Origin of the sequence: Falsiroseomonas frigidaquae (genome assembly GCF_012163145.1) — a bacterium.
Lineage (GTDB): Bacteria > Pseudomonadota > Alphaproteobacteria > Acetobacterales > Acetobacteraceae > Falsiroseomonas > Falsiroseomonas frigidaquae.
Genome location: NZ_JAAVTX010000005.1, coordinates 1 through 24482 on the forward strand (window position 1 = coordinate 1; position 24482 = coordinate 24482).

Consider the following 24482-nt stretch of genomic DNA (forward strand, 5'->3'; position numbering starts at 1 on the left):
GGCGTCTTCGAGGTGTGGGGCGCGCAGCTCAACGCCGGCGCCGCGGCGCAGGACTACCTGCCGACCACCGGCACGCCGCTCACCATCGAGAACCCCGACCCGGCCGAACTCGTCGTCGCCTCCACCCTCACCATCTCCATCCAGGGCACCAGCGAGATCTCGAATCTGAGCTTCGTGGACTCGTCACGCCCGGTGGTCGCCAGTCTGGTAACCGATGAATGGGCGTCTCCACTCGCCCTCATGCCGTTCGGCGATTCCATCACCTATGGCTGGAGTCTTCAGGACGATTTCGGCATCTCCGGCGAATCCGATGGCTATCGTGCGCCCCTGTGGTGGGACTTCGCTGCGCAGCATCTGCTGGTGGATTTCGTCGGTCCCGAGGATTCGGGTTCACCCAAGCTGCCAAGCCCGCACCACGCCGGCTTTCCGGGACGAACCGCAACCGAGCTTGCGCTGCGGGCCGACCAGCTTGCGCAGCTTCTGCCAGGCCTGCTGGACGATGAGGTGCCGGATGCCATCCTGCTGTTGGCCGGCACGAACGACATCACGCAGGAAACCTCGGCACAGAACGGCATCGGCCAGGACATCCGCGCCATCATCGACACCGTCGCCCAGGCCAGCCCCCAGGTTCACATCTACGTCGCGACCGTGCCGATGATGTCATCCGAGCATGCAAACCCGGCAGAGGTCGCCGCGGTGAATGCCGCGATCGCCAACACGGTCCAGCAGGCGATCACCGATGGCCGGAACACCAGCCTGGTCTCCATGTCCGGCATCACGCTGGCGGACCTGTATGACGGGAAGCACCCGAGCGAGGCTGGCTATGCGAAGATGGCCGGCATCTGGATGGATGCGATCCTGGCCCGGCAGCCCGCCGCGGGCGGCACGCCGGGCGGCACCGCAACGGCGATCGATTCCGCCATCCGCGACCTGGAAGGCAGCGCGTTCAACGACCTGCTCGTCGGCGATGCCGGTGCCAATCTGATCCTCGGCGGCAATGGCAATGACCGGCTGGTTGCCGGCGGGGGGAACGACACGCTGGCCGGAGGCGCAGGCGCCGACCAGTTCACCTTCGAGGCGCAGCCCGGAACCGTGACGATCACGGATTTCAGCAGCGCCGAAAGCGACTCGCTCGTCTTCCTGGGCTTCGCGGGCCTCAACGGCTTTGCGAATATTGCGGGCCAGGTGACGCAGGCGGCGGGTTCCACCATCATCGACCTGCACCCGATCGGCTTCGACCTCGCCATCACGCTTGCCGGCTTCACCGGCAATCTCAGCGACAGCAATGTCTGGTTCGGATAGCCCGGGCCCCTGATGCTGCGGAGCACGCCAGGGGGCGGCCCGGCGCGCGAACGCCAAGCGGTCACAGGCCATGCGTGCGGGTTCCGGGTGAACGATGCGTCCGGCCTTGAAGGCCCCTTCCGCGCGCGCCCGGCGGCACTGGAAGATCGATGGTAGCGGCGAGCGGACTTGAACCGCTGACCCCGGCATTATGAGTGCCGTGCTCTAACCAGCTGAGCTACGCCGCCCCAGGCTACTCGTGCCCACCGCTTAGGTGGACCCCGCAGGCGGGGCCGCGATTACGCCGCCGCCCCGGACCTGTCAATGTTCACCGCGCGCAGGAAGCCACCACCGAGCACCTGATCGCCATCATACACAACGCAGGCCTGGCCGGCGGCGACGATATTGGGCTCGTCCAGCGTCACGCGCATCACCTGCGCGGCGGCGTCCCAGGCCACGCGGGCGCCGCGCGGTGCTTCCCGCCCGCGCAGCTTCACCTGCACCGGGCGCGGCGAAACGGGGGGGTCCACCAGCCAGTTCACCTCGCCGGCCACGGCTTCCGTCTGCGCCAGGGCGGCGCGCGGTGCCACGACGATGCGGCGGCGGGTGGAATCGATCGCGCTGACGAACAGCCGCTCCCCGGCGCCACCCCCCAGGCCGAGGCCACGCCCCTGCCCCACCGTGTAGCGCCCGATGCCCTGGTGCTGGCCGAGCACTTGGCCGGAGAGGTCCACGATCTCCCCGGGCTCCGCCGTTTCCGGGCGCAGCCTCGCCACCAGGCGGTCGTAGCTGCCTTCCGGCACGAAGCAGATGTCCTGGCTATCCGGCTTGGCGGCCACCGCCAGGCCCAGCCGCTCCGCCACCGCCCGCACCACCGCCTTGTCCGGCATGTCACCCAGCGGGAAGCGGCAGAAATCGAGCTGGTCCCGCGTCGTGGCGAACAGGAAGTAGGACTGGTCCCGCACAGGGTCCGCGGCGCGGTGCAGTTCTGCACCCTCCGCCCCCTCAACCCGCCGGGCGTAATGGCCGGTGGCCAGCGCCTCGCAGCCCAGGTCTCGGGCCAGTTCCACCAGGTCCTGGAACTTCACCGTCTGATTGCAGCGGATGCAGGGGATGGGGGTTTCGCCACGGGCATAGGTCGCGGCGAAATCATCGATTACGGCGGCCCGAAAGCGGCTTTCGCGGTCCAGCACGTAATGTGGAATGCCGAGGCCCTCCGCCACGCGGCGCGCATCGTGGATGTCCTGGCCGGCGCAGCAGGCGCCCTTCTTCTGGGTCGCGGCGCCGTGGTCGTACAGTTGCAGGGTGGCGCCCACCACCTCATGCCCCTGCTCCACCAGCAGCGCGGCGACCACGCTGCTGTCGACGCCGCCCGACATGGCGACCAGGATTCTCATGACGCGGCGGCGTCCAGCCCCTGCTGCCAGAAGCGCTGCTCCAGCCGCGCCGCCTCCCCGAAGGTGGCCGTCAGCATGGGGAAGCGGGCGTGGCCGCCATGGCTTTCGCCCAGCGCATCGATGCGGGCCGCGGCCTCGCGCGCCAGCTTCTGGTAGCTGTCGGAGCCATAGGCCTCGATCCAGCTCTGATACGGGTTGCCCTGCAGCTTCCGCGCCGGGTCGGCCAGGATACGCAGCGCGACCTCGCCATACCCCACCGTGCAGGGGGCCAGCGCCACCTCCAGGTCCAGGATGTCGCCAGCCAAGCCGCGGTCGATGACGTAGCGCGTGTAGCTCACGGTCTCCGCCGATTCCGGCGTGGCGCGCACCTTGGCCTCCGGGATGCCCCATTCGGCGCAATAGGTCAGGTGCATCGTCGTCTCGGCCAGGATGGCGGAGATAGAGGCGGTCTTCTCCCGCATCGCCTCCAGGCTCTCAGCCTTGAAGACGGCCAGCGCCTTGGCGCGGGCGAACTGGATCAGGAACAGGTAGTCCTGGATCAGGAAGTCCTGGAAGGCGACGAGCGGCAGGCTGCCATCGGACAGGCGGCGGCAGAACTCATGCCAGGTATAGGCCTGCCAATCCGCCGCAGCATCGGCGCGCAGCCGGCGGAACAGCCCGCCTTCCCGGCCGAAATCCTCCCAAGGCGACATGCCCGCCTGCATCATCAGCCGCCGGCGTTGCGCGTGCCGGCCGGCAGCTTCACCACCAGCCCGTCCAGGGCCTCGGTCATGATGATCTGGCAGCCGAGGCGCGACGTCTCCTGCAGGTCGAAGGCGAGGTCGAGCATGTCCTCCTCGTCCTCGGTCGCATCGGCCAGCTTGCCGTACCAGGTGCCGTCAACCACCACGTGGCAGGTGGAGCAGGCGAGCGAGCCCTCGCAGGCGCCTTCGATGTCCACGCCGTGCTTGTGCGCAATCTCCAGCACCGACAGGCCGAGCGGCGCGTCCACTTCCCGGGCTACCCCGTTCCGCTCGATGAAGGTCATCTTCGGCATATCCGACTCTACTCCGCCGCGCTTGTCCTGGGGGTATCACCCGAGGCGCCATTGCTGTCCGAGGACTCCATGGCCCGGCGCCACGCGGCGGCCAGGGCCGCGGCTGCTCGATCCACATCCAAGGGCGAGGTAAAGCGGCCCACCCCGATGCGCAAGGTCGCTCGCGCCTGGGCCGGTGGCAGATCCAGGGCCTGCAACACATAGGAAGGCTCGACCTCGGCCGAGGAACAGGCCGAGCCGGTGGAGACGCAGACCTCCGGCGCCGCCGCCATGATGTCCTGGGCCGTGACGCCGCCGGGGAAGGAGACCGACAGGTTGCCGGCCACGCGCGCCTCGGTGCTGCCGTTGACGACGAGGCCCGGCACGGCGGCTTCCAGCGCGGACCGAAAACGGTCCCGCTGCCCGGCGATGCGGCCGGTATCCAGCGGGCCTTCCAGCGCGGCGATGCGGCAGGCCTCGCCAAAGCCCACCACCAGCGGCGCCGGCAGGGTGCCGGAGCGCAGGCCGCGTTCCTGCCCACCGCCGGAAAACAGCGGCGCCAGGCGCACCCGCGGCCGCCGGCGGACATAAAGCGCGCCAATGCCCTTCGGCCCGTACACCTTGTGGCCGGACAGGGAGAGCAGGTCGGCGCGGATCTCCGCCACATCCAGCGGAATGCGTCCCGCCGCCTGCGCCGCATCGGTATGGAACAGCGCCCCATGGTGCTTCACCAACGCGCCGATCGCCTCCAGGTCCTGCACCACGCCAATCTCGTTGTTCACCGCCATGACGGAAACGAGAAGCGTCGGCGCCTCCGCCAGGGCGGCTTCCAGCACCGTCAGATCGAGCAGCCCATCCGCCCGCACCGGCAGGATCACCGGCTCGAACCCTTCCGCCTTCAGGTCCTTCACGCTCTCCAGGACGCATTTGTGTTCGGTGGCCAGCGTGATGACCCGGCGGCGCTCGGTGCCCTGGGCCGCGGCGAAGCGCGCGGCGCCCTTGATCGCCAGGTTGTTGGCCTCCGTCGCGCCGGAGGTGAACAGGATCTCCGAAGGCTCGGCGCCGATCAGCTCCGCCACATGGGCGCGCGCTTCCGCCACCGCCGCCTCCGCCGCCCGCCCCATCTCATGCTCCACGGAGCCGGGATTGGCGAAATTCTCCTCCCACCACGGCCGCATCGCCGCCAGCACGCGCGGATCGGCCGGCGTGGTGGCGTGGTTGTCGAGGTAGATCGGGCGGTTCGCGCGGGTCATGACGTTCAATTGGCCCCGCCGGCGGCGCGACGCGAGAGCCGATTCTGCATGGCCGACCACGCGGCGAGGAAACGCTCCGGCGCATCATCGGGCGCGTTCCAGGGCAGGGAGACCCGGATGCCGCCCTCCGCCTGGCCCATCGCCGCCAGCACATGGCTGCGCCCGACCTTGCCGGAGGAACAGGCAGCGCCGGCCGAAACCTGCACGCCGGCGAGATCCAGCGCGATCACCTGCGTCTCCGCCGCCGCGCCGGGCAGGATGAGGTTGCTGGTATTGGGCAGTCGCGGCGCCGCCTGCCCGGCCACCCTCGCGCCCTGCGCCAGGCAGCCGGCCTCGATCGCATCGCGCAGCGCCGCCAGCCGCGCGGCCTGCGCCGGGTCCGCCGCTGCCGCCGCCGCGCCGAGGCCGGCGATGGCGGGCAGCGCCTCCGTTCCCCCGCGCCGGCCGCGTTCCTGGCCGCCACCGGCGATCAGCGGCGCCAGTTCCAGCCCGGGTCGCAGCAGCACCGCCCCGGCCCCCTTCGGCCCGCCGAGCTTGTGGCCGGAGATCGCCAGGCTGTCCGCGCCCAGCGCCGCCAGGGAAACCGCCCCCCGCCCGGCCGCCTGCACCGCATCCACATGCAGCAGCGCGCCCTGCGCCCGGCACAGCGCGGCGGCCTCGGCCAGGGGGTGGATCACGCCGGTCTCGTTGTTCGCCGCCATCAGGCAGACCAGCGCCGGCGGCCCCGCCAGCATGGCCTCCAGCGCATCCAGGTCCAGCGTGCCGTCGCTGAGCACCGGCAGCAGCGTGGCGCCCGGCGCGGCGGCCAGCACCGCGGGGTGTTCCGTGGCGCCCGCCAGCACCCGCCGGCCGGCGGCAAGGGCGCGGATCGCCAGCGCATTGGCCTCGGTGCCGCCGCTGGTGAAGACCACCTCCCCGGCCCCGGCGCCGAAGCGCGCCGCCACCTGGTCCCGCGCCGCCTCCAGCACCCGCCGCGCCGCGCGGCCGGCGGCATGGACGGAGGACGGGTTGCCGGCCAGGTCGAGCGCCGCCAGCACCGCTGCCCGCGCCTCCGGCCGCAAGGGCTCGGTGGCGTTGGCGTCAAGATAGAGGGTCATGGCTCCCAATTACCGGTGTTTCTGGTACCGGCGGTTCCGGCGCCTGGACGCAAAGCGGCCTGGTGGCGCGGCCGGCGATCTGGCCCCGCACCACATCTTCCAGCGACACACCCGACAGGAACAGGTGGATCTGGTTGCCGAGCTCGGCCCAGAGGTCGTGCGTCAGGCAACGCTCGCCGGCGAGGCAGCCGGGCCCGCCATCCTCGCAGCGCGTCGCCTGGATGGGCTCATCCACCGCATCGACGATGACGGCGATGGAAATCTCCCGCGCCGGGCGCGCCAGGCGGTAGCCGCCGCCGGGGCCGCGGGTGGAGGCGACCAGCCCGGCGCGGCGCAGCGGGCCGAAAAGCTGTTCCAGATAGGCGAGGGAAAGCCGCTGCGCCTGGGCGATCTCCGCCAGGCTCACCTGCTGGCGGCCTGCCTGCTGGCCCGGCGGGTTGACATGCCGGCAGGCCGCCGCCGAATCGCCGTCGCGCGCGGCCAGCTCGACCATCGCCATCACGGCATATCGACCACGGGTGGAAAGCCTCATCCGGGTCTCCCGTCCTGCGTGTCTGAGAGGCGGAAAACTGGTTCGGGCCGCGGTGCCAAATGATGAATGTCCGTACATATGACCCTGGAAACGCGCGCCCGGCGCAGGAACCTGCGGGCCGTGCCGTGAATCCGATATGAAATCTGAACCTGCCTAACCTATATTGTGGGAACCCTGGGACTCGGGAGCCTGCCCCGGGGGTGTCCACGGGCGCGGGCTGCCGCACTCACCAGAACCACGATTGAGGCTGAATGCCTGCGACCCCAGTCGCCTGCCCAAGGCTATTGTTCCCGACCAGCGGCGTCAACAATGGGCGTCGGGCCGCGGAGCCGGCCATGGGCTGGAATTTCCTGGACCAGCATCGGCAGGACGTCGATGGCGGTTCTTCACGTGCCTGTGGCGCGCCGCGATGGCGGCGATTGGCTTCCCAAACGGCCAGGAGGCGGGCGGAACGCGCACGCCCATCTCCGGCCATGGTCCATGGCAGACGGCGCCCCCCGGGGCCCGTCGCACCGTGGACCCAACATGGACTGGATCGACAGGACGATGCCTGAAGTCATGTTTGCCGGGCCGGATGGCCGGCTCGAGGGTCGCTACCACCATGCGAAGCAGGCCAATGCGCCCGTAGCGCTGGTTCTGCACCCGCATCCGCTGCATGGCGGCACCATGAACAACCGCGTCGTTCATGCGCTGTACCAGCGCTTCCAGACGATGGGCTTTTCCACCCTCCGCTTCAATTTCCGCGGCGTCGGCCGCAGCCAGGGCCGCTATGATGGCGGCATCGGCGAAATCTCGGATGCCGCGGCCGCGCTGGACTTCCTGCAGGCGGTGAACCCCAACGCGTCCTCCCTCTGGGTCGCGGGCTATTCCTTCGGGTCCTATGTCGGCATGCAGCTGCTGATGCGGCGGCCGGAGATGGGCGGCTTCGTCTCCGTCTCCGCCCCGGCCAGCCACTATGATTTCGGCTTCCTCGCCCCCTGCCCCTGCAACGGTCTGATCCTGCACGGCTCGGATGACGAGCTGGTACCGGAAGGCAGCGTGCGGAAGCTTGTCGACAAGCTGAATACCCAGAAGGGCATCGCCATCGACTACCGCGTGCTGCCCGGCGCCGGCCACATCTACACCCCGCCCCAGGCGGAACAGGTGGCGGATGCCTGCGAGGACCACGTGATGGGCATGCTCAACCGCAACCGCATGGCGCTCGCGGCGGACTGATCCAGCACGGGGTTGCAGGCGGGCCGCGCTGCCCGCCTGCGCCCCGTTCTAAAGGAGCGGCCCCACCAGCCGCCCTCCCGGCGTCGGCCCCGGCGCGCCGGTGGTGCCGGGGAAGGTCAGCGGCAGCCCGCGCCAGACGCGCGCCGCCAGCACCCCGAAGGCCTGCGCCTCCAGCGCATCCCCATTCCAGCCCGCCACCTCCACCGCCCGCACCGGCTCGGCCAGCGCGGCGCCCAATGCCCGCATCATCGCGGGATTCCGTCGCCCACCGCCGGCCACCAGCCATTGCACCGGCGGTTCCGGGAAGTGTCGCGCCGCGGCGGCAACGCAGATCGCGGCGAAGGCCACCAGCGTCGCGGCCCCATCGGCGGGCGACAGCGCCGGGGCGCCGGCCTCCTTCAGCGCCCGGTCGAAATCCAGCCGGTCGAGCGATTTGGGCGGCGGCGCGGCCAGCCAGGCATGCGCCATCAGCGGCGCCAGCACCCCGCCATCCGCCTGCCCCGCCAGCGCCAGGCGGCCATCCCGGTCATAGGCCTCGCCGGTCGCATGTCGGGCCCAATCATCCAGCGGGCCATTGGCGGGGCCGGTGTCGAAGGCCACCAATTCGCCGTCGCGGCCGATCCAGGTGACATTGCCCACCCCGCCCAGGTTGAGGATCGCCAGCGGCTTCGGCAGGTCCCGCGCCATCGCCGCATGCACCACCGGCACCAGCGGCGCCCCCTGCCCGCCCACCGCGACATCGGCGGACCGGAAATCATGCGCCACAGTCAGCCCGGTCTCCCGCGCCAGTCGGGCGGCGTCGCCCACCTGCCAGGTGAAGCCCGCCACGTTCGAGCCCGGCCGGTGCGGGCGGTGCAGGATGGTCTGGCCGTGGAAGCCGATGAGATCCGCCTCCCACTTCACCGCGCGCACCGCCTCGATATGCCGCTCCGTCAGCCGGTCGATGCAGGAAGCGAGGAAGGGGTCGTCGGCCGGGATCTCCCCCGCCCCGCTCCCTGAGGCACGATCGAGCAATTCGCGCAGGTCGCGGCGCAGGGAGGGATGGTAGGGCAGCGTCAGCACCGGGCCGAGCCGGCCGATCGCCTCCCCATCCGTTTCCACCCATGCGGCATCCACCCCGTCGAGGGAGGTTCCGCTCATCAGACCTATGGTTCGCAGCATGGCCCCAACGTGCTACGCCGCCGGCACTTCCGGAAGCCCCACAGGACCACCCGAACCCGCCATGACCGCCACCCAGGACTTCCTGCACGCCGCCCGTGAGCGCGGCTTCATCCACCAGGTCACGGATGCGGAGGGGCTCGCCGCCCAGGGGCGGGTGACCGCCTATGTCGGCTTCGACTGCACGGCGGACAGCCTGCATGTCGGCCACCTGCTGTCGATCATGCTGCTGCGCCTGCTGCAGAAGACCGGCAACCGCCCGGTGGCGCTGATGGGCGGCGGCACGACCAAGATCGGCGACCCGTCCTTCCGCGACGAGGCGCGCCCGCTGCTGACCGATGCGCAGATCGAGGTGAACAAGGCCGGCATCCGCCGCAGCTTCGACAGCTTCCTCGATTTCGGCCCCGATGCCGCCGTCATGCTCGACAATGCCGAATGGCTGGACAAGCTGGAATACATTCCCTTCCTGCGGGAAGTCGGCCGGCATTTCAGCGTCAACCGCATGCTGACCATGGACAGCGTGAAGCTGCGGCTGGACCGGGACCAGCCGCTCAGCTTCCTCGAATTCAACTACATGCTGCTGCAATCCTACGATTTTCTCGAACTGCACCGGCGGCTGGGCGTGACGCTGCAGATGGGCGGATCGGACCAGTGGGGCAACATCATCATGGGCGCCGACCTGGTGCGCCGCATGGCGGGTGCGGAAGCCTTCGGGCTGACCACGCCGCTGCTGACCACCGCCTCCGGCGCCAAGATGGGCAAGACTGCCTCCGGTGCCGTCTGGCTGAACCCGGACCGGCTGGCGCCCTACGACTACTGGCAGTTCTGGCGCAATGCGGAGGATGCCGATGTCGGCCGCTTCCTCGCTCTGTTCACCGACCTGCCGATGCCGGAGGTGACGCGCTTGGCCGCGCTGGCCGGCGCCGAGATCAACGAGGCGAAGAAGGTCCTGGCGACCGAGGCCACCGCCCTGCTGCATGGGCGCCAGGCCGCCGAGACCGCCGCCGAGACCGCCCGCCGCGCCTTCGAACAGGGCGAGGCGGCGGAGACCCTGCCGAGCCACAGCACCGCCCTGCCCGCCGCCGTGGTGGACATCCTGGCGGAGGCGAAGTTCGTCGCCAGCAAGGGCGAGGCGCGCCGGCTGATCGCCCAGGGCGGCATCCGCCTGAACGACGCGGCCGTCGGCGATCCGGCACAATCGGTCACCACGGCCGATTTGCGTGACGGCGCCGCGAAACTTTCGGTGGGCCGGAAGCGTCACCTGCTGGTGCGCCCGGCGTCCTGAACCGACCCGCGCCCGGCTGACCGCCGGGCACCAGCCGCCGCCGCACGGGACAACTTTGCCCGCGGGCTGCTCCGCCGGGTGGTTGGAGGCCGGCGTGCGGCAGGCAAGGGTATTGGAGGCGGTCCGATGGCCGGCCATGCCGGCCATTCCGGAGGCCTGGCTTGGCGCGCTGGCCGCCATGGCGATCGGCATCGCCGTCATCGCCGGCATCTATGGCTGGCATATCCTGCCCCCCTGGCACACCGGCTGGATGCTGGAAGGCACGATCGGGCCGGACCCGGTGCAGTATTGGCTCGGCTGGACCTATTTCGCCCGCAGCCCCTGGGCCTGGCCACCCGGTGCCAACCCGGATTGGGGGCTGGAGGTCGGCTCCGGCATCTTCTTCTCCGATTCGATCCCGCTGCTCGCCTTCGCCTTCAAGGCGCTGCGGCCGCTGGTGCAGGTGTCGCAATATTGGGGCCTGTGGATCTTCGCCTGCGGCGCATTGCAGGCGCTGCTCGCCTGGCGGCTGGTCGGGCTGGTCACCGCCGACCCGCTGGCACGCCTGGCCGGTGCCGCGCTGTTCGTGCTGCAGCCGATCCTGCTGAACCGGCTCGGCGGGCATTTCGCCCTGGGTGGGCAGTTCCTGCTGCTGGCCGCGCTGTATCTGTGCCTGACCTCCGCCCCGGCCTCGGCCCCGGCCTGGCGCCGGCTGGTCGCCTGGGCGGGGCTGGTGCTCGCCGCATCGCTGATCCACGCCTACCTGCTGCCGATGGTCGCGGGCCTCTGGGCGGCGGATTGGCTGGGCCGCGCGCTGCCACGCGACCGCCGGCCGAAGCCCCTGGCCGCGGAGGCGCTGGCGGTACCCGCGGCGGGTCTGGCCGGGCTCTGGGCCGGTGGCTTCTTCCTGCTCGGCGGCGGCATGGGCGGCACCTGGGGCGGGTTCGGGGCGATGCAGCTCGACCTGCTGGCGCCCTTCGACCCCAGCCAATGGGGCCGCTTCCTGCCGCAACTGCCGCGGCCGGATCACCTGGAGGCGCGCGACAGCTATCTCGGCCTCGGCACCATCCTGCTGTTGCTGGCAGGTGCGGCCGCCTTCCTCTGGCGCCCGAGGCCGGGCCTGCCGCGCCGCTGGCCGCTGCTGGCCGGGCTCGCCGTGATGCTGGCGCTCGCGGTCACCCACCGGGTTTCCCTGGGTGGGCAGGTGGTGCTGGTGCTGGCGGAGCTGCCGCCGCCGGTGCTGGCGGCGGCCGATGCGCTGCGCGCCTCCGTGCGGTTCTTCTGGCCGCTGGCCTATGCGCTGATCCTGGGCGCCATCGCCGCCCTGGCGCATGTGCTGGGCGGGCGGCGTACCGGGCTGCTGCTGGCCGCGCTGCTGCTGGTGCAGCTTACCGATCTGAAGCCGGGCTTCGACCGGCTCGATCGCTTCTTCCGCCCCGCCCCCGCCACCGCCGCGCTGCGCCTGGCGGACCCGTTCTGGATGGCGGCCACCGCCCGCTACCAGCGCATCCGCCTGGCGCCAACCGGCATGCAGGCCCGGCATTGGGAGGAGGTGGCGGTGCTGGCCGCCACGCGTGGCCTGCCCACCGATGCGGTCTACCTCGCCCGCATCGACCCGGCGCGGGTCCAAGCGCTGAACGCCGGAACGCTGCACCGCCTGGCATCCGGCCAATACGAGCCGGGCAGCCTCTATGTGCTCGGCGACGACGCCATGCTGGCGGCGGCCCGCGCCGGCATGGATCCGGCGCGGGACCTGCTGGCGCGCTTCGACGAGGTGTGGGTGCTGGCGCCGGGCTGGCATGCCCCCATCATGGCGTCGCCTGCTGGCCGATCCCGAACAGACCGCGGAGAAAGCCCGGTGTCAGCGCCGCCAGGGGGTTGACGCTCACCGCCGGGTCATCCGCCGGGCCGCTGACCCGGAAGGTCGCCGCGAAAAGCCCGCCGCCCGCCTCCGGCGCGAACAACCGGCCGAGGATCGGGATATTGCCGAGCAGGGAGTTGAAGAAATAGGCCGGCACGATGGTGCCCGCCATGTTCAGCCGCTGCCGTCGCCGGTCCAGCGTGCCCGTCGCCGTCAGGCCGAGCGAGGCGGAGAAGGCGCGCGCCTCCCCCAGCGTCAGCACATCCGGCGTCAGGCTGAAGGGCGCGATCAGCCGGCTGAAGCCGAGGCCGGGGCCGGAGGCGGCCTCCATCAGCCCGTACAGCGTCATCGCCTGCAGCAGCTTGGCCACCGCCGGGGCGCCGCGCACGGCGAAATCGCTCATCTCCGCGGTGCCGGATAGCGGCGCGCCGGGGCGGTTGCTGGCATAGCTGGCCTGCACCGAGAGCCGCCCGCCTTCCAGCCGCCGCAGCACGTCGAAGCTGCCAAGCAGCGCGCCGGCATCCTCCGCCTCCAGCCGCAGCGACCGGCCGGCACCGGCCGGCGTGATCCGCGCCTCGAACGGGCCGCGCGGCCCGGCCCGGCCGGACAGGGTGCCCGCTCGCACCACGCCGCGGCCGTCCACCCGCACCTGCGCAGTGACGGCCGCCAATTCGCGCCCGGGGCCGAGCAGCACCCGCTCGAACCGCGCATCGGCGGCGAAGGAGGGGCCGGTCTCGTTGTCCGGCGCGGCCGCGGCCGCATTGCTGCCGTCTTCCGACATGGTCCGCCGCAGATCCAGCACCTGGCCGCGCAGCGTCAGCGCCCAGGGGCCGCCCGGCTCCAGCGGCGGGCGGGCCTCGCCGGTGAAGCGGCTGTCCTCCACCACGCCTTCCGTCACCGCCACCCGTTCCAGCCGCGTGCCGCGGGTGAAGCTGGCGCTGCCGCGCAGGCGCATGGCGGGTCCTTCGACGCGGAAGCTCTCGATCGCCGTCAGATCCTCCCCGGCCAGGCGCAGCACCATCTCGCCGCCCGCATTCTGGCCGGGCGGCTTGGACCAGGCGAGCGGGTCGATCATCAGCCGGGCCTGGCTCAGATCGGCCCGCACCGTGGCGGTGCCCTGGCCGTTGCGGCGGCGCTCGGTGCGCACATCGAGGCCGACCTGGCCCTCGATCACCTCGGAAAAGGCGAGGCCCAGCGCCACCAGCTTCCGCGCATCGGTCTCCGCCCGCACCGTCTCCCGCATCACCACCTGGCCGGGCGGGCCGTTGCGGAAATCCATCTCCACCGTCAGCCGCGCGGCGATCTCGGCGAGCGTCGCGGTGCCGCTGGCACGCAGGCCGTTATTGTCCACCGTCAGTTCCACCGTGCCGCGTTCCAGCGGCCGGCCGAGCAGCACATCAGCCATCCGCACCTCCCGCAGCCGGGCCTGGACGCGCAGTTGAAGCTGCTCCACCGGCAGGTCGGACAGCAGCGGGAAGGCGATGTTGAGCCGCGCCTCCATGCTGCCGCGCGGGTCCTTCACCGGAAACGGCCGGCGTTCGAACAGCCGCAGGCGCGGGTGCTGCACCACGGCCAGCGCATCCGGGATGGGGCCGACCAGGTTGAATTCCATCTGCGCGGTTTCCTGCCCGCCCGGCGGCAACAGGAAGCGGATGGTTCCGTCCCGCACCGTCACCGCGCCACCGGATTGCCGGCCGCCGGTGACCTGCATGCGGATCTCCTCCAGCCCGAAGGTGACGGTGCCGGCGGCACCCTCGGCGGGCGGGATCGGGCGCAGCCAGTGCACGGTGGCCTCCGCCACCTGCAGCGTACCGTCCAGGCTGGTGATCCGCGCATCGGCCAGCCCCGGCGCGGCCTCGGCCGCGATGCGCCAGCGGCCGTCGCGGGCGGTGCCGGCGGTCAGGTTCTGCACGATCCAGCTTCGCACATGCGGTGCCAGGTCTTCCGGCCAGTGGCGGGGCAGGTCGGCGATCGGCACCGCATCCAGCCCCAGCGTCGCCTCCCCGCGCCAGCCCGCGCCGGCACGGGCGGCCTCCGCCTGCACGGTCAGACTGGGCGGCGTGGCGCCGTCCAGGCGCAGCAGGGCGCGCGGGATGGCGATGCGGCCCGGCTCCGCCGCCACATCCAGCTCCAGCCTGGACATGGCGACCCGGCGGCCCTCGCCGAGATCCAGCACGCCGGGGCCGGTGGTCAGCAGGGCCTGCAGGTTGCGGAAGCCACCATCGGCGCCGAGCCGGGCGCGCGCCTCGATCCGTGCGGTGGCGTCCAGCCGGGCCAGCGGCGCCAGCGCCGGGGCGGCCTGTGCCAGCAATGCGGGCCGCAATTCCGGCAGCAGCAGGTGCAGCGCCAGCGCGGCCGGCCCGCCACCCGGCACCGCATCCAGCTCCGCCCCGATGGTCACCGGCACGCGTTCGCCGCCCAGCAGCAGCGTCGCCACCGCCTCCCCGATCAATCCGCCGCCGAGCCGGCGGCGCAGCGTGACATCCGCGCCATCCAGCACCCAGGTCAGGCCGAGCGCCGCATCCTGCACCACGATCCGCCCACCGATGATCCGCAGCGACTGCAGGGCCGCAAGCGGCGTCCGGTCCGAAGCCGGGTTCAGCAGCTCGGCCAGGACGGATTCGAGGCCCGTATCGGAGAGACCGGTGTCTGGTGGCACCGTATCCGCCGGCACCGTATCCGCCGGCACCGTATCGGACGGCACGGCATCGGCGGGAACCGGATCAGCGGTGGCCGGCGCCGTGCCCGCATCCCCCAGCAGCAGGGAGAACCCGCCCCCCGCGTCGCGGCGCAGGGTCAGTACCGGCTGGTGGAATTCGATCCGGCGCGGCGCCAACTCGCCGCGCAGCAGCCAGGACAGCGAAAGGCTTACCGCGGCATCCGGCAGGTCCATCCGCACCGCGCCCCCCGGCTCCACGAGGCGGACGCCGGACAGGCGCAGCTCGACGGGTGTGAGATGACCCTCGCGCCAGCCCTGCCAGCCGATGCTGGCCTGGCCGACCTCCAGCAGCGCCTCCGGCGGGGTGCCGTCGGCGCCCGGGGCGTTCAACTGGTCCGCGATCGCCTCCGCCAGGAAAGGCAGCTCGATCGGCCCCTGCGAGAGACGGAAGGCCGCCGCCCCGGTGGCCAGCAGCAGCAGCACCGCAAGCGTGCAGCTCAGGCGCAGGGCGCGATGCGCCTCCCGCGCCACTTGACCGGCGGCGCGCCTCATCGCCACGCTGCACCCCAATGCCGAATACCCGGTCGTTCCCCGCCCAACCCGATCCCGCAAAGCCCGCCAGCGGGATGGGGCTGCCCGCCAATGGCTTGCCACGGCCGCATGATGCGGAGGCGGCCGCCGTGCTCGCCGGCCGCTTCGCGGAACGTGGCGCGGCGGAGCGCGGCTTCGGCGCCACGCCGGAAGGCGCCGCGCTGCTGGCGGCTCTTGGCGGGCACAGCCCCTATCTGGCGGACCTGGCGCTGCGCGAATCGGCCACGCTGCTGCGGCTGGTGGAACGCGGGCCGGATGCCGCCTTTGCCCTGGCGCTGGACCCGCTGGGCCGCGCCGACCCGGAAGCGACGCGCCCCGGCGTCGCCAGCCTGCTGCGCCAGGCCAAGCGACAGGCGGCGCTGATCGCGGCGGTGGCCGACATCACGGGGCTCTGGGCGCTGGACCGGGTGACGGGCGCGCTGTCCGACCTCGCCGATGCCTGCACGGACTACGCCTGCGCCCATCTGCTGCGGGAGGCGCAGGCCAGGGGCGACCTGAAGCTGGCCGGCGGCGCCGCACGGCATGACCCGCGCGCCACCTGCAAGGGGTCGGGCCTCGTGGTGCTCGGCATGGGCAAGCTCGGCGGGCGGGAGCTCAACTACTCCTCGGATATCGACCTCATGGTGCTGTATGACCCGGAGGTTGCAACCTACGACGCCGACCGCGCCGGCGCCATCTATGTCCGCCTCGCGCGTGATCTGGTTCGCCTGATGGATGAGCGGACGGAGGGTGGCTACTGCTTCCGGACCGATCTGCGCCTGCGGCCGGACCCGGCGGCCACCCCGCTGGCCGTCAGCCTGCCGGCCGCCATCATCTACTACGAGAGCATGGGCCAGAACTGGGAACGCGCCGCCATGATCAAGGCGCGCCCGGTGGCGGGGGACCGCGCGCTGGGCGAGCATTTCCTGCGCGAGATCCGCCCCTTCGTCTGGCGCCGCCACCTGGATTTCGCCGCCGTCGCGGACATCCACTCGATCAAGCGCCAGATCCACGCCCATAAGGGTCACAAGGGCGCGCATGCGGAGGTGCAGGTCGCCGGCCACGACGTGAAGCTCGGCCGCGGCGGCATCCGCGAGATCGAGTTCACGGTGCAGGTGCTGCAGCTGATCTGGGGCGGCCGCGACCCGGTGCTGCGCGACCCGACCACCCTCGGCGCCCTGGCCGCGCTGGCCGCGGCGGGCAAGATCGAGCGGCGCGCGGCGGCCGACCTGGCCGATGCCTATGGCTTCCTGCGCCAGGTGGAACACCGGCTGCAGATGGTGGCGGACCGGCAGACCCACCGGCTGCCGGAGGATGCGGAGGGCCTGGCTAATATCGCCTCCTTCATGGGGTTCGAGGGGCCGGAGGCCTTCTCCGCCGCGCTGGTCGGCCATCTCAGGCGGGTCGAGCGACGCTATGCCGGGCTGTTCGAAACCTCCCCCGATCTTTCGGCCGGCGACGATGTGCAGGGCGATCTCGTGTTCACCGGGGTGGAGGACGACCCGGCGACGCTCGCCACGCTGCGCGGCCTGGGCTTCCAGAATCCGGCCGCGGTCGCCGCCACCGTGCGCGGCTGGCATCACGGCCGGGCGCGCGCCACGCGCAGCGAAAGGGCGCGGGAGTTGCTGACCGCGCTGATGCCCAGCCTGCTGGCCGCGCTGGCGAAGCAGCCGCAGCCGGATGCCGCGCTGATGCGGCTGGATGCCGCCCTGGCGCGGATGAGTACGGGTGTGCAGGTGCTGTCCCTTCTGGCGCGCAACCCGGCGCTGCTCGACCGGCTGGCCTTCGTTCTGGGGGCGGCGCCGCAACTGGCCGACCACTTCGCCCGCAACGCCGCGGCGCTGGACGGGTTGCTGGCCGGCCACGCCGCACCCGGCACCGACCCCGCCGCCTCCCTGCCCGCCTTGGTGAAGGACGCCCGCTTCCTGGAGGAGGCGCTGGAGGCGGCGCGGCGGCTGGTGACGGAGGGCAAGTTCGAGATCGATGCCGCCGCGCTGGAAGGCCGGCTGGACACGGATGCCGCAGGCCTCGCCCGCAGCGGGCTGGCGGATGCCGCGATCGGCGCGCTGCTGCCGCGCATCACGCAGGATTTCGCCCAGCGCCACGGCAAGGTGGCAGGCGGCGCGCTGGGGGTGGTGGCGCTCGGCAAGCTCGGCGGGCGGGACATGCTGCCGGGCTCCGACCTCGACCTGATCCTGGTCTATGACCATCCGGCGGAGGCGCCGGAAAGCAAGGGCGGCGCCAAATCCCTCGCGCCCTCCCAGTATTTCGCGCGGCTGGCCAATCAGATGGTCGGCGCGCTGACGGCGCCGGGGGCGGAGGGGCGGCTGTACGAGGTGGATATGCGGCTGCGGCCCTCCGGCTCGAAGGGGCCGGTTGCGGTCTCATTGTCCTCCTTCGCCCGCTACCACACGGAATCGGCCTGGACCTGGGAACGCATGGCGCTGACCCGGGCCCGCTTCGTCGCCGGCGCCCCGGCGCTGAAGCGCAAGGTGGAGGCGGCGATCCGACAGGCGCAGACCCGGGCGGCGGATGCCGCGCAGGTGCTGGCCGATGCGCGGGCGATGCGGGCGCGCATGCTGCGCGACCTGCCGGCGGATGGACCGTGGGATGTGAAGCACATGCCGGGCGGGCTGGTGGAGGTGGAGTTCATCTCCCAGGCGCTGCAGGTGGCGCATGCCCATCGCCTGCCGGCGGTGCTGTCCCCCACCACCCGCCTGGCGCTGGCGGCGCTGGCCAAGGCGCGCATCCTGCCGGAGGCGGAGGCCGCCGCGCTGGTAGCGGCCGACCGGCTGTGGCGGGCCATCACCGCGCATCTGCGCCTGACCGTCGGCCGCTGGCCGGAGGAAGCGCTGCCGGAGCCGGTGGCGCTGGCGCTGGTCGCCGCCACCGGGCACCTGCTGCCCGCAGCGCCTGCCGCCGGGGCGGCGATTGACCAACCGGCCTACCGCGCACAGATGCGCGCCGTCGCGCAACAGGTGCGCGCCAGCTTCATCCGCCATGTCGGCGACCTCGAGACGTCCTGAACGGAGCCCCCGATGACGAATGCGACCGAAGGCGCCCCTGCCCCGGATTTCTCCATGCCCGCCTCCGGCGGCCGCACCGCCAGCCTGGCGGAACTGAAGGGCAAGCCCTTCCTGCTGTATTTCTACCCGAAGGCGGATACCCCCGGCTGCACCAAGCAGGCCTGCGGGGTGCAGGAGGCCTTGCCCGCGCTCGGCAAGATCGGCCTGACCGTGATCGGCGTCTCGCCGGACCCGATGAAGCCGATCGAGAAATTCGCCCAGAAGTTCAACCTGACCTTCCCGCTGGCCTCCGACGAGGATCACAAGGTGGCGGAGGCCTATGGTGTCTGGGTCGAGAAGTCGATGTATGGGAAGACCTACATGGGCATGGAGCGTTCCAGCTTCCTGGTGGCTGCCGATGGGCGCATCGCCAAGGTCTGGCGCAAGGTGAAGCCCGAGGCGCATGCCGCGCAGGTGCTGGAAGCCGCGAAGGAGTTGTGATGGAGCAGCAGGCAGGACAGGGATACTCGCCCGAGGCGCAGCCGAAGCTCAGCGCGGACGCCGTGGCCTGGGCCTTCCGCCTGTTGATCGGCCGCGACCCCTTCTCGGCCGAGGAGGTGGAGGCGCATCGCAACCTGCCGGACCTGGCGACCCTGCGCCGCGCCTTCTCCAACACCTGGGAATTCTACGACTTCTTCGACGCGGCGGTGGAAGGCGTGCCGGCCTATGGCATGCCGCTGTTCCTGCTGCGCCCGCCCGCCGACCCCGCCTTCCCCTACCGGTTCGAGCCACCGAGCCTGGAGAATCCGGTGGGCCAGATGTGCACCGCCGCCCAGTTCGAAGATCCGGTCTTCGCCGAGATCGCCGAGGCGATGGGCATGGCGCCCACCCAGTCCCGCCGCAGCTGGGAACAGGCCTGGATCGTCTCCCTGCTCGCCACGCACGGCATGATCGCGGCCGGCCGGCAGGGGATCGGCTTCGGCGTCGGTCGGGAACGCATTCCCTCCCTGCTCGCCTCCCGCGGCGTGCGGGTGCTGGCGAGCGATGCGCCGCGAGGGCCGGACGATGTGCAACTGCCGCCCGGGGCGCAGCAGATGGCGCTGTTCCACCCGGAAATCCTGCATCTGGAGGATTTCGAGGCGATGGTGGGCTACCGCGACATCGACATGAACCACCTGCCGGCCGACCTCGACGAGCAGTTCGATTTCTGCTGGTCGGCCTCCGCCGTGGATCGCCTCGGCTCGCTCGCCGCCGCCAGCGCCTTCCTGGAGGAAAGCCTGCGGGTGCTGAAGCCGGGCGGCATTGCGGCGCATACCTTCACCCTGAACATCACCTCCGACGTGGCGACGGTGGACCACCCGACGCTCGCCATGCTGCGCCGGCGGGACCTGGAGGCGCTGGCGGCGCAGATCCAGGCACAGGGGCATGAGATGCTGCCGGTGAACCTGCATCCGGGGCTGGAGCCGCAGGATGCGGAAGTGGCCACCAAGCCGGATGGCCCGCCCCGCCCGAAGCAGCGGCACGGCGCGCTGGTCATGACCTCCTTCGGCCTGGCGCTGCGGAAGGGCGCGTGAAACGGCGCGAACTTCTTTTTTGCGGGGGGTTCGGCTAGATCGCCCCGACTCAGGCAACCTGGCTCAGGCAATATGCCAAGGCTTCGGGCGCTGCTGGCCTGATTCGTCATCCTGCTACGCGTTCCACGCTTCCGGGGCGGAAGCCGGGCCCGCTGCCCGCCGCCCCGTTGTCGCGCCCGATCGGAGGCTTTCTGCCGCATGCTGCGTGATCTGCTGTCGCTCCCCGGCCGGGTCTTGCACCTGCAGCGTCGGCTGGAGGCTGCCGTCGCCTATTTCGCCGCCCGCACGCATCCGGTGCACTACACGCCGACCGCCTATCTGGGCGACCACACGGCGCTGACGGTGCTGCAGGGCCGGCTCAAGATGTTCGTCGATACCCGCGGCAACGACATCGCGCCGCACCTGCTGATCGAGGGCACCTGGGAAACCAACTACACCAGCCTGTATGAGAAGCTGATCCGGCCGGGCGACACGGTGCTCGACCTCGGCGCGCATCTCGGCGTCTATGCGCTGCTCGGCGCGCTGGCCACCGGCCCGACCGGCCGGGTCGAGGCGTTCGAGCCCAATCCGCGCTACGCGGCCCTGCTGAAGCGGTCCCTCGCGGTGAACGGCCTGTCCGGGCATGCCACGGTCAACAACATGGCGGTGGGCGCGGAGGAAGGCATCGCGGAGCTTCTGTTCTCCTGGGAATGGGGCGGCGGCGGGCATCTCTCGGTGCATCCCGGGCATGTGCCGGATGACGGCGTGGCCCAGGCCTGCCGGGTGGTGGCGCTGGACACGATGTTCCCCGACCCGGCCTTCCAGGTGGACATGGTGAAGATGGACGTGGAGGGCACCGAGGCGCGGGCCGTGCACGGCATGTGGAACCTGCTGGCCCGGTCACCGCGGGCCAAGGTGATGTTCGAATTCGCGCCCGGCATGCTGGCCGCGCAGGGCAGCAGTGCTGCGGACCTGGTTCAGCTTTTCGTGCGGCTGGGCTTTCGTTTCTGGAATATCGGCGAGCGGTCCGAGTTGGAAGCCGTGGAACCGGAGACGCTGGGCGCCATGACCGATGGCGTACGGAACATCCTGGCGGCGCGGGAATTGCCCGCACTGGCCTGACGCCCTCCGCCTGAACCGGGGGCCTGAATGATAAGGAGGCCCGCCGGATGACATCCCGCCCCGCCGTCACCGCCGCCGTGCTGATCACCTGCGGGGTGCTGTGCGCCGCGCTGGCGATGGGGCTGCGGAATTCCTTCGGCCTGTTCCTGGCGCCGATGACGGAGGCCAATGTCTGGACCGCCTCCGGCTTTTCCTTCGCCATCGCGCTGCAGGTGCTGTTGAACGGCATCAGCCAGCCGATCTGCGGCCAGGTGGCGGATCGCTGGGGCGGCCGTGCGGTGGTGATGGGTGGCGCGGTGCTCTACGCCATCGGCATCCTCGGCATGCTGATGGCCGCGCAGCTGGGCGTGTTCACCTTCTTCGCCGGCGTGGTGATGGGCATCGCCGTCTCCGCCGCCGGCATGCCGGTGATCATCGCGACGCTGACCCGGCTGCTGCCGGAAAACCAGCGTGGCCGGGCGGTGGGCCTTGGCACCGCCGGGTCTTCCTTCGGCCAGTTCCTGGTGGTGCCGCTGGCCGGAATCGGCATCGCGGCCCTGGGGTGGGAGACGACGCTGGCGCTGATGGCGGCCGCCGCGCTGCTGATGATCCCGCTCGCCTGGACCCTGGGGGAGCCGCCGCGCGCCAAGGTGGCGCCGAAGGACGAGGAGACGGCCCGCCAAGCGCTGAGCCGCGCATTGCGCACGCCGAGCTTCTGGTTCCTGTTCTTCGGCTTCTTCGTCTGCGGCCTGCACATCTCCTTCCTCACCACGCATCTGCCCGGCTTCGTGCATTACTGCGGCCTGCCTGTCGCGGTGGGTGCGGGTGCCATCGGGCTGATCGGGCTGTTCAACATCGGCGGGTCGCTGGCGGCCGGGGAGCTGACGCAGCGCTGGAAGCGGCGGGAGCTGCTGGTGATCATCTATGCCGCGCGCGGCGTGCTGATCACCGGCTTCATGCTGCTGCCGAAGACCACCACCACGGTGATGATCTTCTCCGCCATCATGGGGCTGCTGTACCTTTCCACGGTGCCGCCGACGGTGGCGCTGGTGGCGCGCAATTTCGGCACGCGCTGGCTGGCCACCATCTTCGGCCTGGTCTTCCTGGGCCACCAGCTCGGCGGCTTCACCGGCGCCTATATGGGCGGCGTGGTGCTGGACATGACCGGGTCCTACGACCTGATGTGGTGGATCGGCGTCGGCGCCTCCGCCTTCGCGGCGCTGGTGCACCTGCCGGTGAAGGACCCACCGATGCCTCGCGCTGCAGGCGCGGCGGCGTAGGGCGCCGCAGGCGCGGCGGCGTAGAGCGCTGCAGGCGCGGCGGCGTAGGGCGCTGCAGGCGCGGCGGCGTAGGGCGCGGCGGCGTAGATGGGCAAGCACGCCTGAAAGCCCTCTCCCCCACTTCCTACGGAGGAAAGGGCTTTTCCGCAGCGGCCCTAGGATGCGGGATAGGGCGGCCTGGTGAACCCGGCGGGCGAGCTCGTAAAAATCTCGCAGCCAGTCTCGGTCACGCCGACACTGTGCTCGAACTGGGCGGACAGGCTGCGGTCGCGCGTCACGGCGGTCCAGCCATCGGCCAGCACCTTTACCTCCGACCGTCCCGCATTCACCATCGGCTCGACCGTCAGGAACATCCCCGGCCGCAGCTCCGCCCCCTGCCCGGGCCGGCCGAAGTTCAGCACATCCGGCAGGTCGTGATAGACGCGCCCCAGGCCGTGGCCGCAGAAATCGCGGACGACACTGAACCGCGCCGCCTCCACATGACGCTGCATGGCGAAGCCGATATCGCCCACCGTCGCGCCGGGGCGGATCGCCGCGATGCCCTGCATCATCGCCTCATGGGTCACGTCCATCAGGCGCATTGCGCGCGTGGAGACCTGGCCGACGCCATACATGCGGCTGCTGTCGCCATGCCAGCCATCCAGGATCGCCGCCAGGTCGATGTTGAGGATGTCGCCCTCCACCAGTGTCCGCGTGCCGGGGATGCCGTGGCAGACGGTGTGGTTGACCGAGATGCAGGTCGCATGGGCATAGCCGCGATAGCCGAGCGAGGCGGGCCTCGCCCCGTGGTCCAGCACGAATTCATGGCACAGACGATCGAGCTCGGCCGTGGCGATGCCAGCCCGGACATGCGCCGTGATCATGTCCAGCGCGGCCGCGACAAGCCGGCCGGCGGCGCGCATCCCGGCGAAATCCTCGGGCGGGTGCAGCTTGATGCTTCGGGCTACGGCAGGGTCGTCCATCGGTCTTCCAAGGTGGCTGGGGGCGGAGTTCGGAACAGCGGGGCGCCGTCAGGCGGCGGCGGCAGCCGGCGTGCCCTGGCCGGCGACAAGGGGCATCCCGGCATGCAGCTCGGCGATCATCCGCCCCACGAAGGGCGGCAGCGCGCCGCCCTGGACCAGGTAGGGGCGGAGGATGGCGATGGGCCCGTCGAAGATCAGGAACCTGGCCCGCGCCAGATCCTCCTCCCGCGCGGCGCCATCGCCGCAGGCGGTGACGCAGGCCCGGAAGGCGGCGTCGAATTCATCCTCCAGCCTCTCGAGTGCCAGCCGCAGCGGCGCCGGGGGCGGCGAGTCCTCGAACAGGGCGACCGGCTCGTGCAGCAGCAGGAAGCGGGCGCGGCGCTCATTCTCCCCGCACCAGGGCAGGATCGCCAGCGCCGCCTCGCGCGGATGGCCGCCAAGCAGGAAGGGCGCCAGCGCTGCGACGAATGAGGCATAGGCCGCATTCCAGGCGGCGCCGAGGACGGCCGAGCGGGAGTCGAAGCGATGGTAGATCGAGCCCGTTGGCGCCCCCACCCTGCGGGCGATGGCCTGCATCGTGGCGGCGGTGGGCCCACCCTCGGCGACCAGCGCCATGGCTGCATCGAGAAAGTCGTCGCTGGAGAAGCGTGCGGTGCGGACCATGTCAATTAGAATGCACATATTAGAATGCACTGTCTACTTGGCCAAGCCGCCTCGGACGGCTCGAACAACACCGCGGCAGAGCCGGCCGCGCGGCGATGGTCGCCACCCCCCTGCCCGCGCTATGCTGGCCGCCAATGGTGAAGGAGCGCGGGATGCGACGGTGGATGCTGGTGGCGGCAGCGGCGGCAATGGCACTCGGCGGCAGCGCCGGGGCGCAACAGGGAACTCAGCAGGGCGATCCCCCGCATGCCTGGGTCTTCGGGTCCTGGACCGGCGGCATCTTCCCGCCCGGCGAGACCAGCGGGCCAAGCTGCACCGGGCGGCCGACGGTGATCTTCACCAAGGACGTGGTGCTGCGCGCCTCCGTCTTCGATGTCGCCTACCGCCAGCGCATCATCGAGACGGTGGCGACCAGCCCCGACGTGCTGGAATTCCGCTTCGTGCCGGCCGCCGGCCCGGCCGGGCCGCTCGCCTCCCGCCTGCCGGCCGATCTCGGCTTCGGCTGCGCCACCGGGCCGAATGCGCTGCGGGTGGAACGGCGCGGGCCGAACGAGATCGCCTTCCCGAACTGCACCGACTTCCCCTCCCCGTTGCAGCGCTGCGTCGGGAACTGAAG

The 24482-nt window shown here is 71.4% G+C and carries 20 protein-coding genes and 1 tRNA gene; 10 read left to right on the top strand and 11 right to left on the bottom strand.

Features of this window, described 5'->3' with window-relative positions; translation table 11 throughout:
- On the top strand, positions 1-1302 hold a 1302-nt coding region (locus tag HB662_RS29280; RefSeq protein ID WP_245185698.1), incomplete at its 5' end, for a GDSL-type esterase/lipase family protein.
- Between the two features lie 150 nt (positions 1303-1452).
- Here HB662_RS29280 and HB662_RS16280 read toward each other — a convergent pair.
- The 7 genes from HB662_RS16280 to HB662_RS16310 all read right to left on the bottom strand — a co-directional run bounded on the left by HB662_RS16280 (position 1453) and on the right by HB662_RS16310 (position 6575).
- A tRNA-Met gene (locus tag HB662_RS16280) sits at positions 1453-1529 on the bottom strand.
- 51 nt (positions 1530-1580) lie between these two features.
- The gene (gene mnmA, locus HB662_RS16285) at positions 1581-2678 is read right to left on the bottom strand and encodes a tRNA 2-thiouridine(34) synthase MnmA (protein ID WP_168050893.1); all 1098 of its coding nucleotides are present in this window, start codon (positions 2676-2678) and stop codon (positions 1581-1583) included.
- On the bottom strand, positions 2675-3370 hold the full coding sequence (locus HB662_RS16290; protein WP_168050894.1) for a TenA family protein: 696 nt from the start codon (positions 3368-3370) through the stop codon (positions 2675-2677). The genes mnmA and HB662_RS16290 overlap by 4 nt, the downstream gene beginning before the upstream one ends.
- A gap of 14 nt (positions 3371-3384) precedes the next feature.
- On the bottom strand, positions 3385-3714 hold the full coding sequence (locus HB662_RS16295) for a ferredoxin family 2Fe-2S iron-sulfur cluster binding protein (protein WP_168050895.1): 330 nt from the start codon (positions 3712-3714) through the stop codon (positions 3385-3387).
- An 8-nt stretch (positions 3715-3722) separates the two neighbouring features.
- A complete protein-coding gene (locus HB662_RS16300) occupies positions 3723-4946 on the bottom strand; it encodes a cysteine desulfurase family protein (RefSeq protein ID WP_168050896.1) in 1224 nt (407 codons plus the stop codon).
- Between the two features lie 5 nt (positions 4947-4951).
- Complete coding sequence (locus tag HB662_RS16305) at positions 4952-6043, bottom strand: cysteine desulfurase family protein (protein WP_168050897.1); 1092 nt, start codon at positions 6041-6043, stop codon at positions 4952-4954.
- Complete coding sequence (locus HB662_RS16310; protein WP_168050898.1) at positions 6027-6575, bottom strand: Rrf2 family transcriptional regulator; 549 nt, start codon at positions 6573-6575, stop codon at positions 6027-6029. Before HB662_RS16310 ends, HB662_RS16305 begins: the two co-directional genes overlap by 17 nt.
- 546 nt (positions 6576-7121) lie before the next feature.
- Here HB662_RS16310 and HB662_RS16315 point away from each other — a divergent pair.
- A complete protein-coding gene (locus HB662_RS16315) occupies positions 7122-7790 on the top strand; it encodes an alpha/beta hydrolase (RefSeq protein ID WP_168050899.1) in 669 nt (222 codons plus the stop codon).
- Positions 7791-7838: 48 nt separating this feature from the next.
- Here HB662_RS16315 and HB662_RS16320 read toward each other — a convergent pair whose 3' ends face one another.
- Positions 7839-8948 (bottom strand): anhydro-N-acetylmuramic acid kinase, encoded by a 1110-nt coding sequence (locus HB662_RS16320; RefSeq protein ID WP_168051772.1) that lies wholly within the window; start codon positions 8946-8948, stop codon positions 7839-7841.
- Between the two features lie 64 nt (positions 8949-9012).
- On the opposite strand from HB662_RS16320, the gene tyrS reads away from it, so the two are divergent.
- Positions 9013-10233, top strand: a complete 1221-nt coding sequence (tyrS, locus tag HB662_RS16325; protein ID WP_168050900.1) for a tyrosine--tRNA ligase — start codon at positions 9013-9015, stop codon at positions 10231-10233.
- A 136-nt stretch (positions 10234-10369) separates the two neighbouring features.
- Positions 10370-12094 carry a DUF6311 domain-containing protein gene (locus HB662_RS16330; protein WP_168050901.1) on the top strand — a complete coding sequence of 575 codons (1725 nt, stop codon included), beginning with the start codon at positions 10370-10372 and terminating at the stop codon, positions 12092-12094.
- Here HB662_RS16330 and HB662_RS16335 read toward each other — a convergent pair.
- On the bottom strand, positions 12021-15284 hold the full coding sequence (locus HB662_RS16335) for a DUF3971 domain-containing protein (protein ID WP_168050902.1): 3264 nt from the start codon (positions 15282-15284) through the stop codon (positions 12021-12023). The two genes, HB662_RS16330 and HB662_RS16335, sit on opposite strands and share 74 nt — an antisense overlap.
- 95 nt (positions 15285-15379) lie before the next feature.
- Between HB662_RS16335 and HB662_RS16340 the strand changes: the two genes are divergently transcribed.
- From HB662_RS16340 to HB662_RS16360, 5 genes are all read left to right on the top strand, one after another.
- Positions 15380-18328 (top strand): bifunctional [glutamine synthetase] adenylyltransferase/[glutamine synthetase]-adenylyl-L-tyrosine phosphorylase, encoded by a 2949-nt coding sequence (locus HB662_RS16340; protein ID WP_245185699.1) that lies wholly within the window; start codon positions 15380-15382, stop codon positions 18326-18328.
- 12 nt (positions 18329-18340) lie between these two features.
- A complete protein-coding gene (gene bcp, locus HB662_RS16345; RefSeq protein WP_168050904.1) occupies positions 18341-18808 on the top strand; it encodes a thioredoxin-dependent thiol peroxidase in 468 nt (155 codons plus the stop codon).
- A complete protein-coding gene (locus HB662_RS16350; protein WP_168050905.1) occupies positions 18808-19881 on the top strand; it encodes a methyltransferase domain-containing protein in 1074 nt (357 codons plus the stop codon). The genes bcp and HB662_RS16350 overlap by 1 nt, the downstream gene beginning before the upstream one ends.
- Before the next feature lie 198 nt (positions 19882-20079).
- On the top strand, positions 20080-20982 hold the full coding sequence (locus tag HB662_RS16355) for an FkbM family methyltransferase (RefSeq protein ID WP_168050906.1): 903 nt from the start codon (positions 20080-20082) through the stop codon (positions 20980-20982).
- A 47-nt stretch (positions 20983-21029) separates the two neighbouring features.
- Entirely contained in the window at positions 21030-22241 is a 1212-nt protein-coding gene (locus HB662_RS16360) for an MFS transporter (protein ID WP_168050907.1), read from the top strand.
- Between the two features lie 155 nt (positions 22242-22396).
- Here the strand turns inward: HB662_RS16360 and map are convergent, their stop codons facing one another.
- Both map and HB662_RS16370 read right to left on the bottom strand, forming a co-directional pair.
- Positions 22397-23203, bottom strand: a complete 807-nt coding sequence (gene map, locus HB662_RS16365; RefSeq protein WP_168050908.1) for a type I methionyl aminopeptidase — start codon at positions 23201-23203, stop codon at positions 22397-22399.
- Positions 23204-23251: 48 nt separating this feature from the next.
- Complete coding sequence (locus tag HB662_RS16370; protein ID WP_168050909.1) at positions 23252-23866, bottom strand: TetR/AcrR family transcriptional regulator; 615 nt, start codon at positions 23864-23866, stop codon at positions 23252-23254.
- 152 nt (positions 23867-24018) lie between these two features.
- Here HB662_RS16370 and HB662_RS16375 point away from each other — a divergent pair, with 152 nt between their 5' ends.
- Positions 24019-24480, top strand: a complete 462-nt coding sequence (locus HB662_RS16375; protein ID WP_168050910.1) for a hypothetical protein — start codon at positions 24019-24021, stop codon at positions 24478-24480.
- Positions 24481-24482 lie beyond the last annotated feature (2 nt).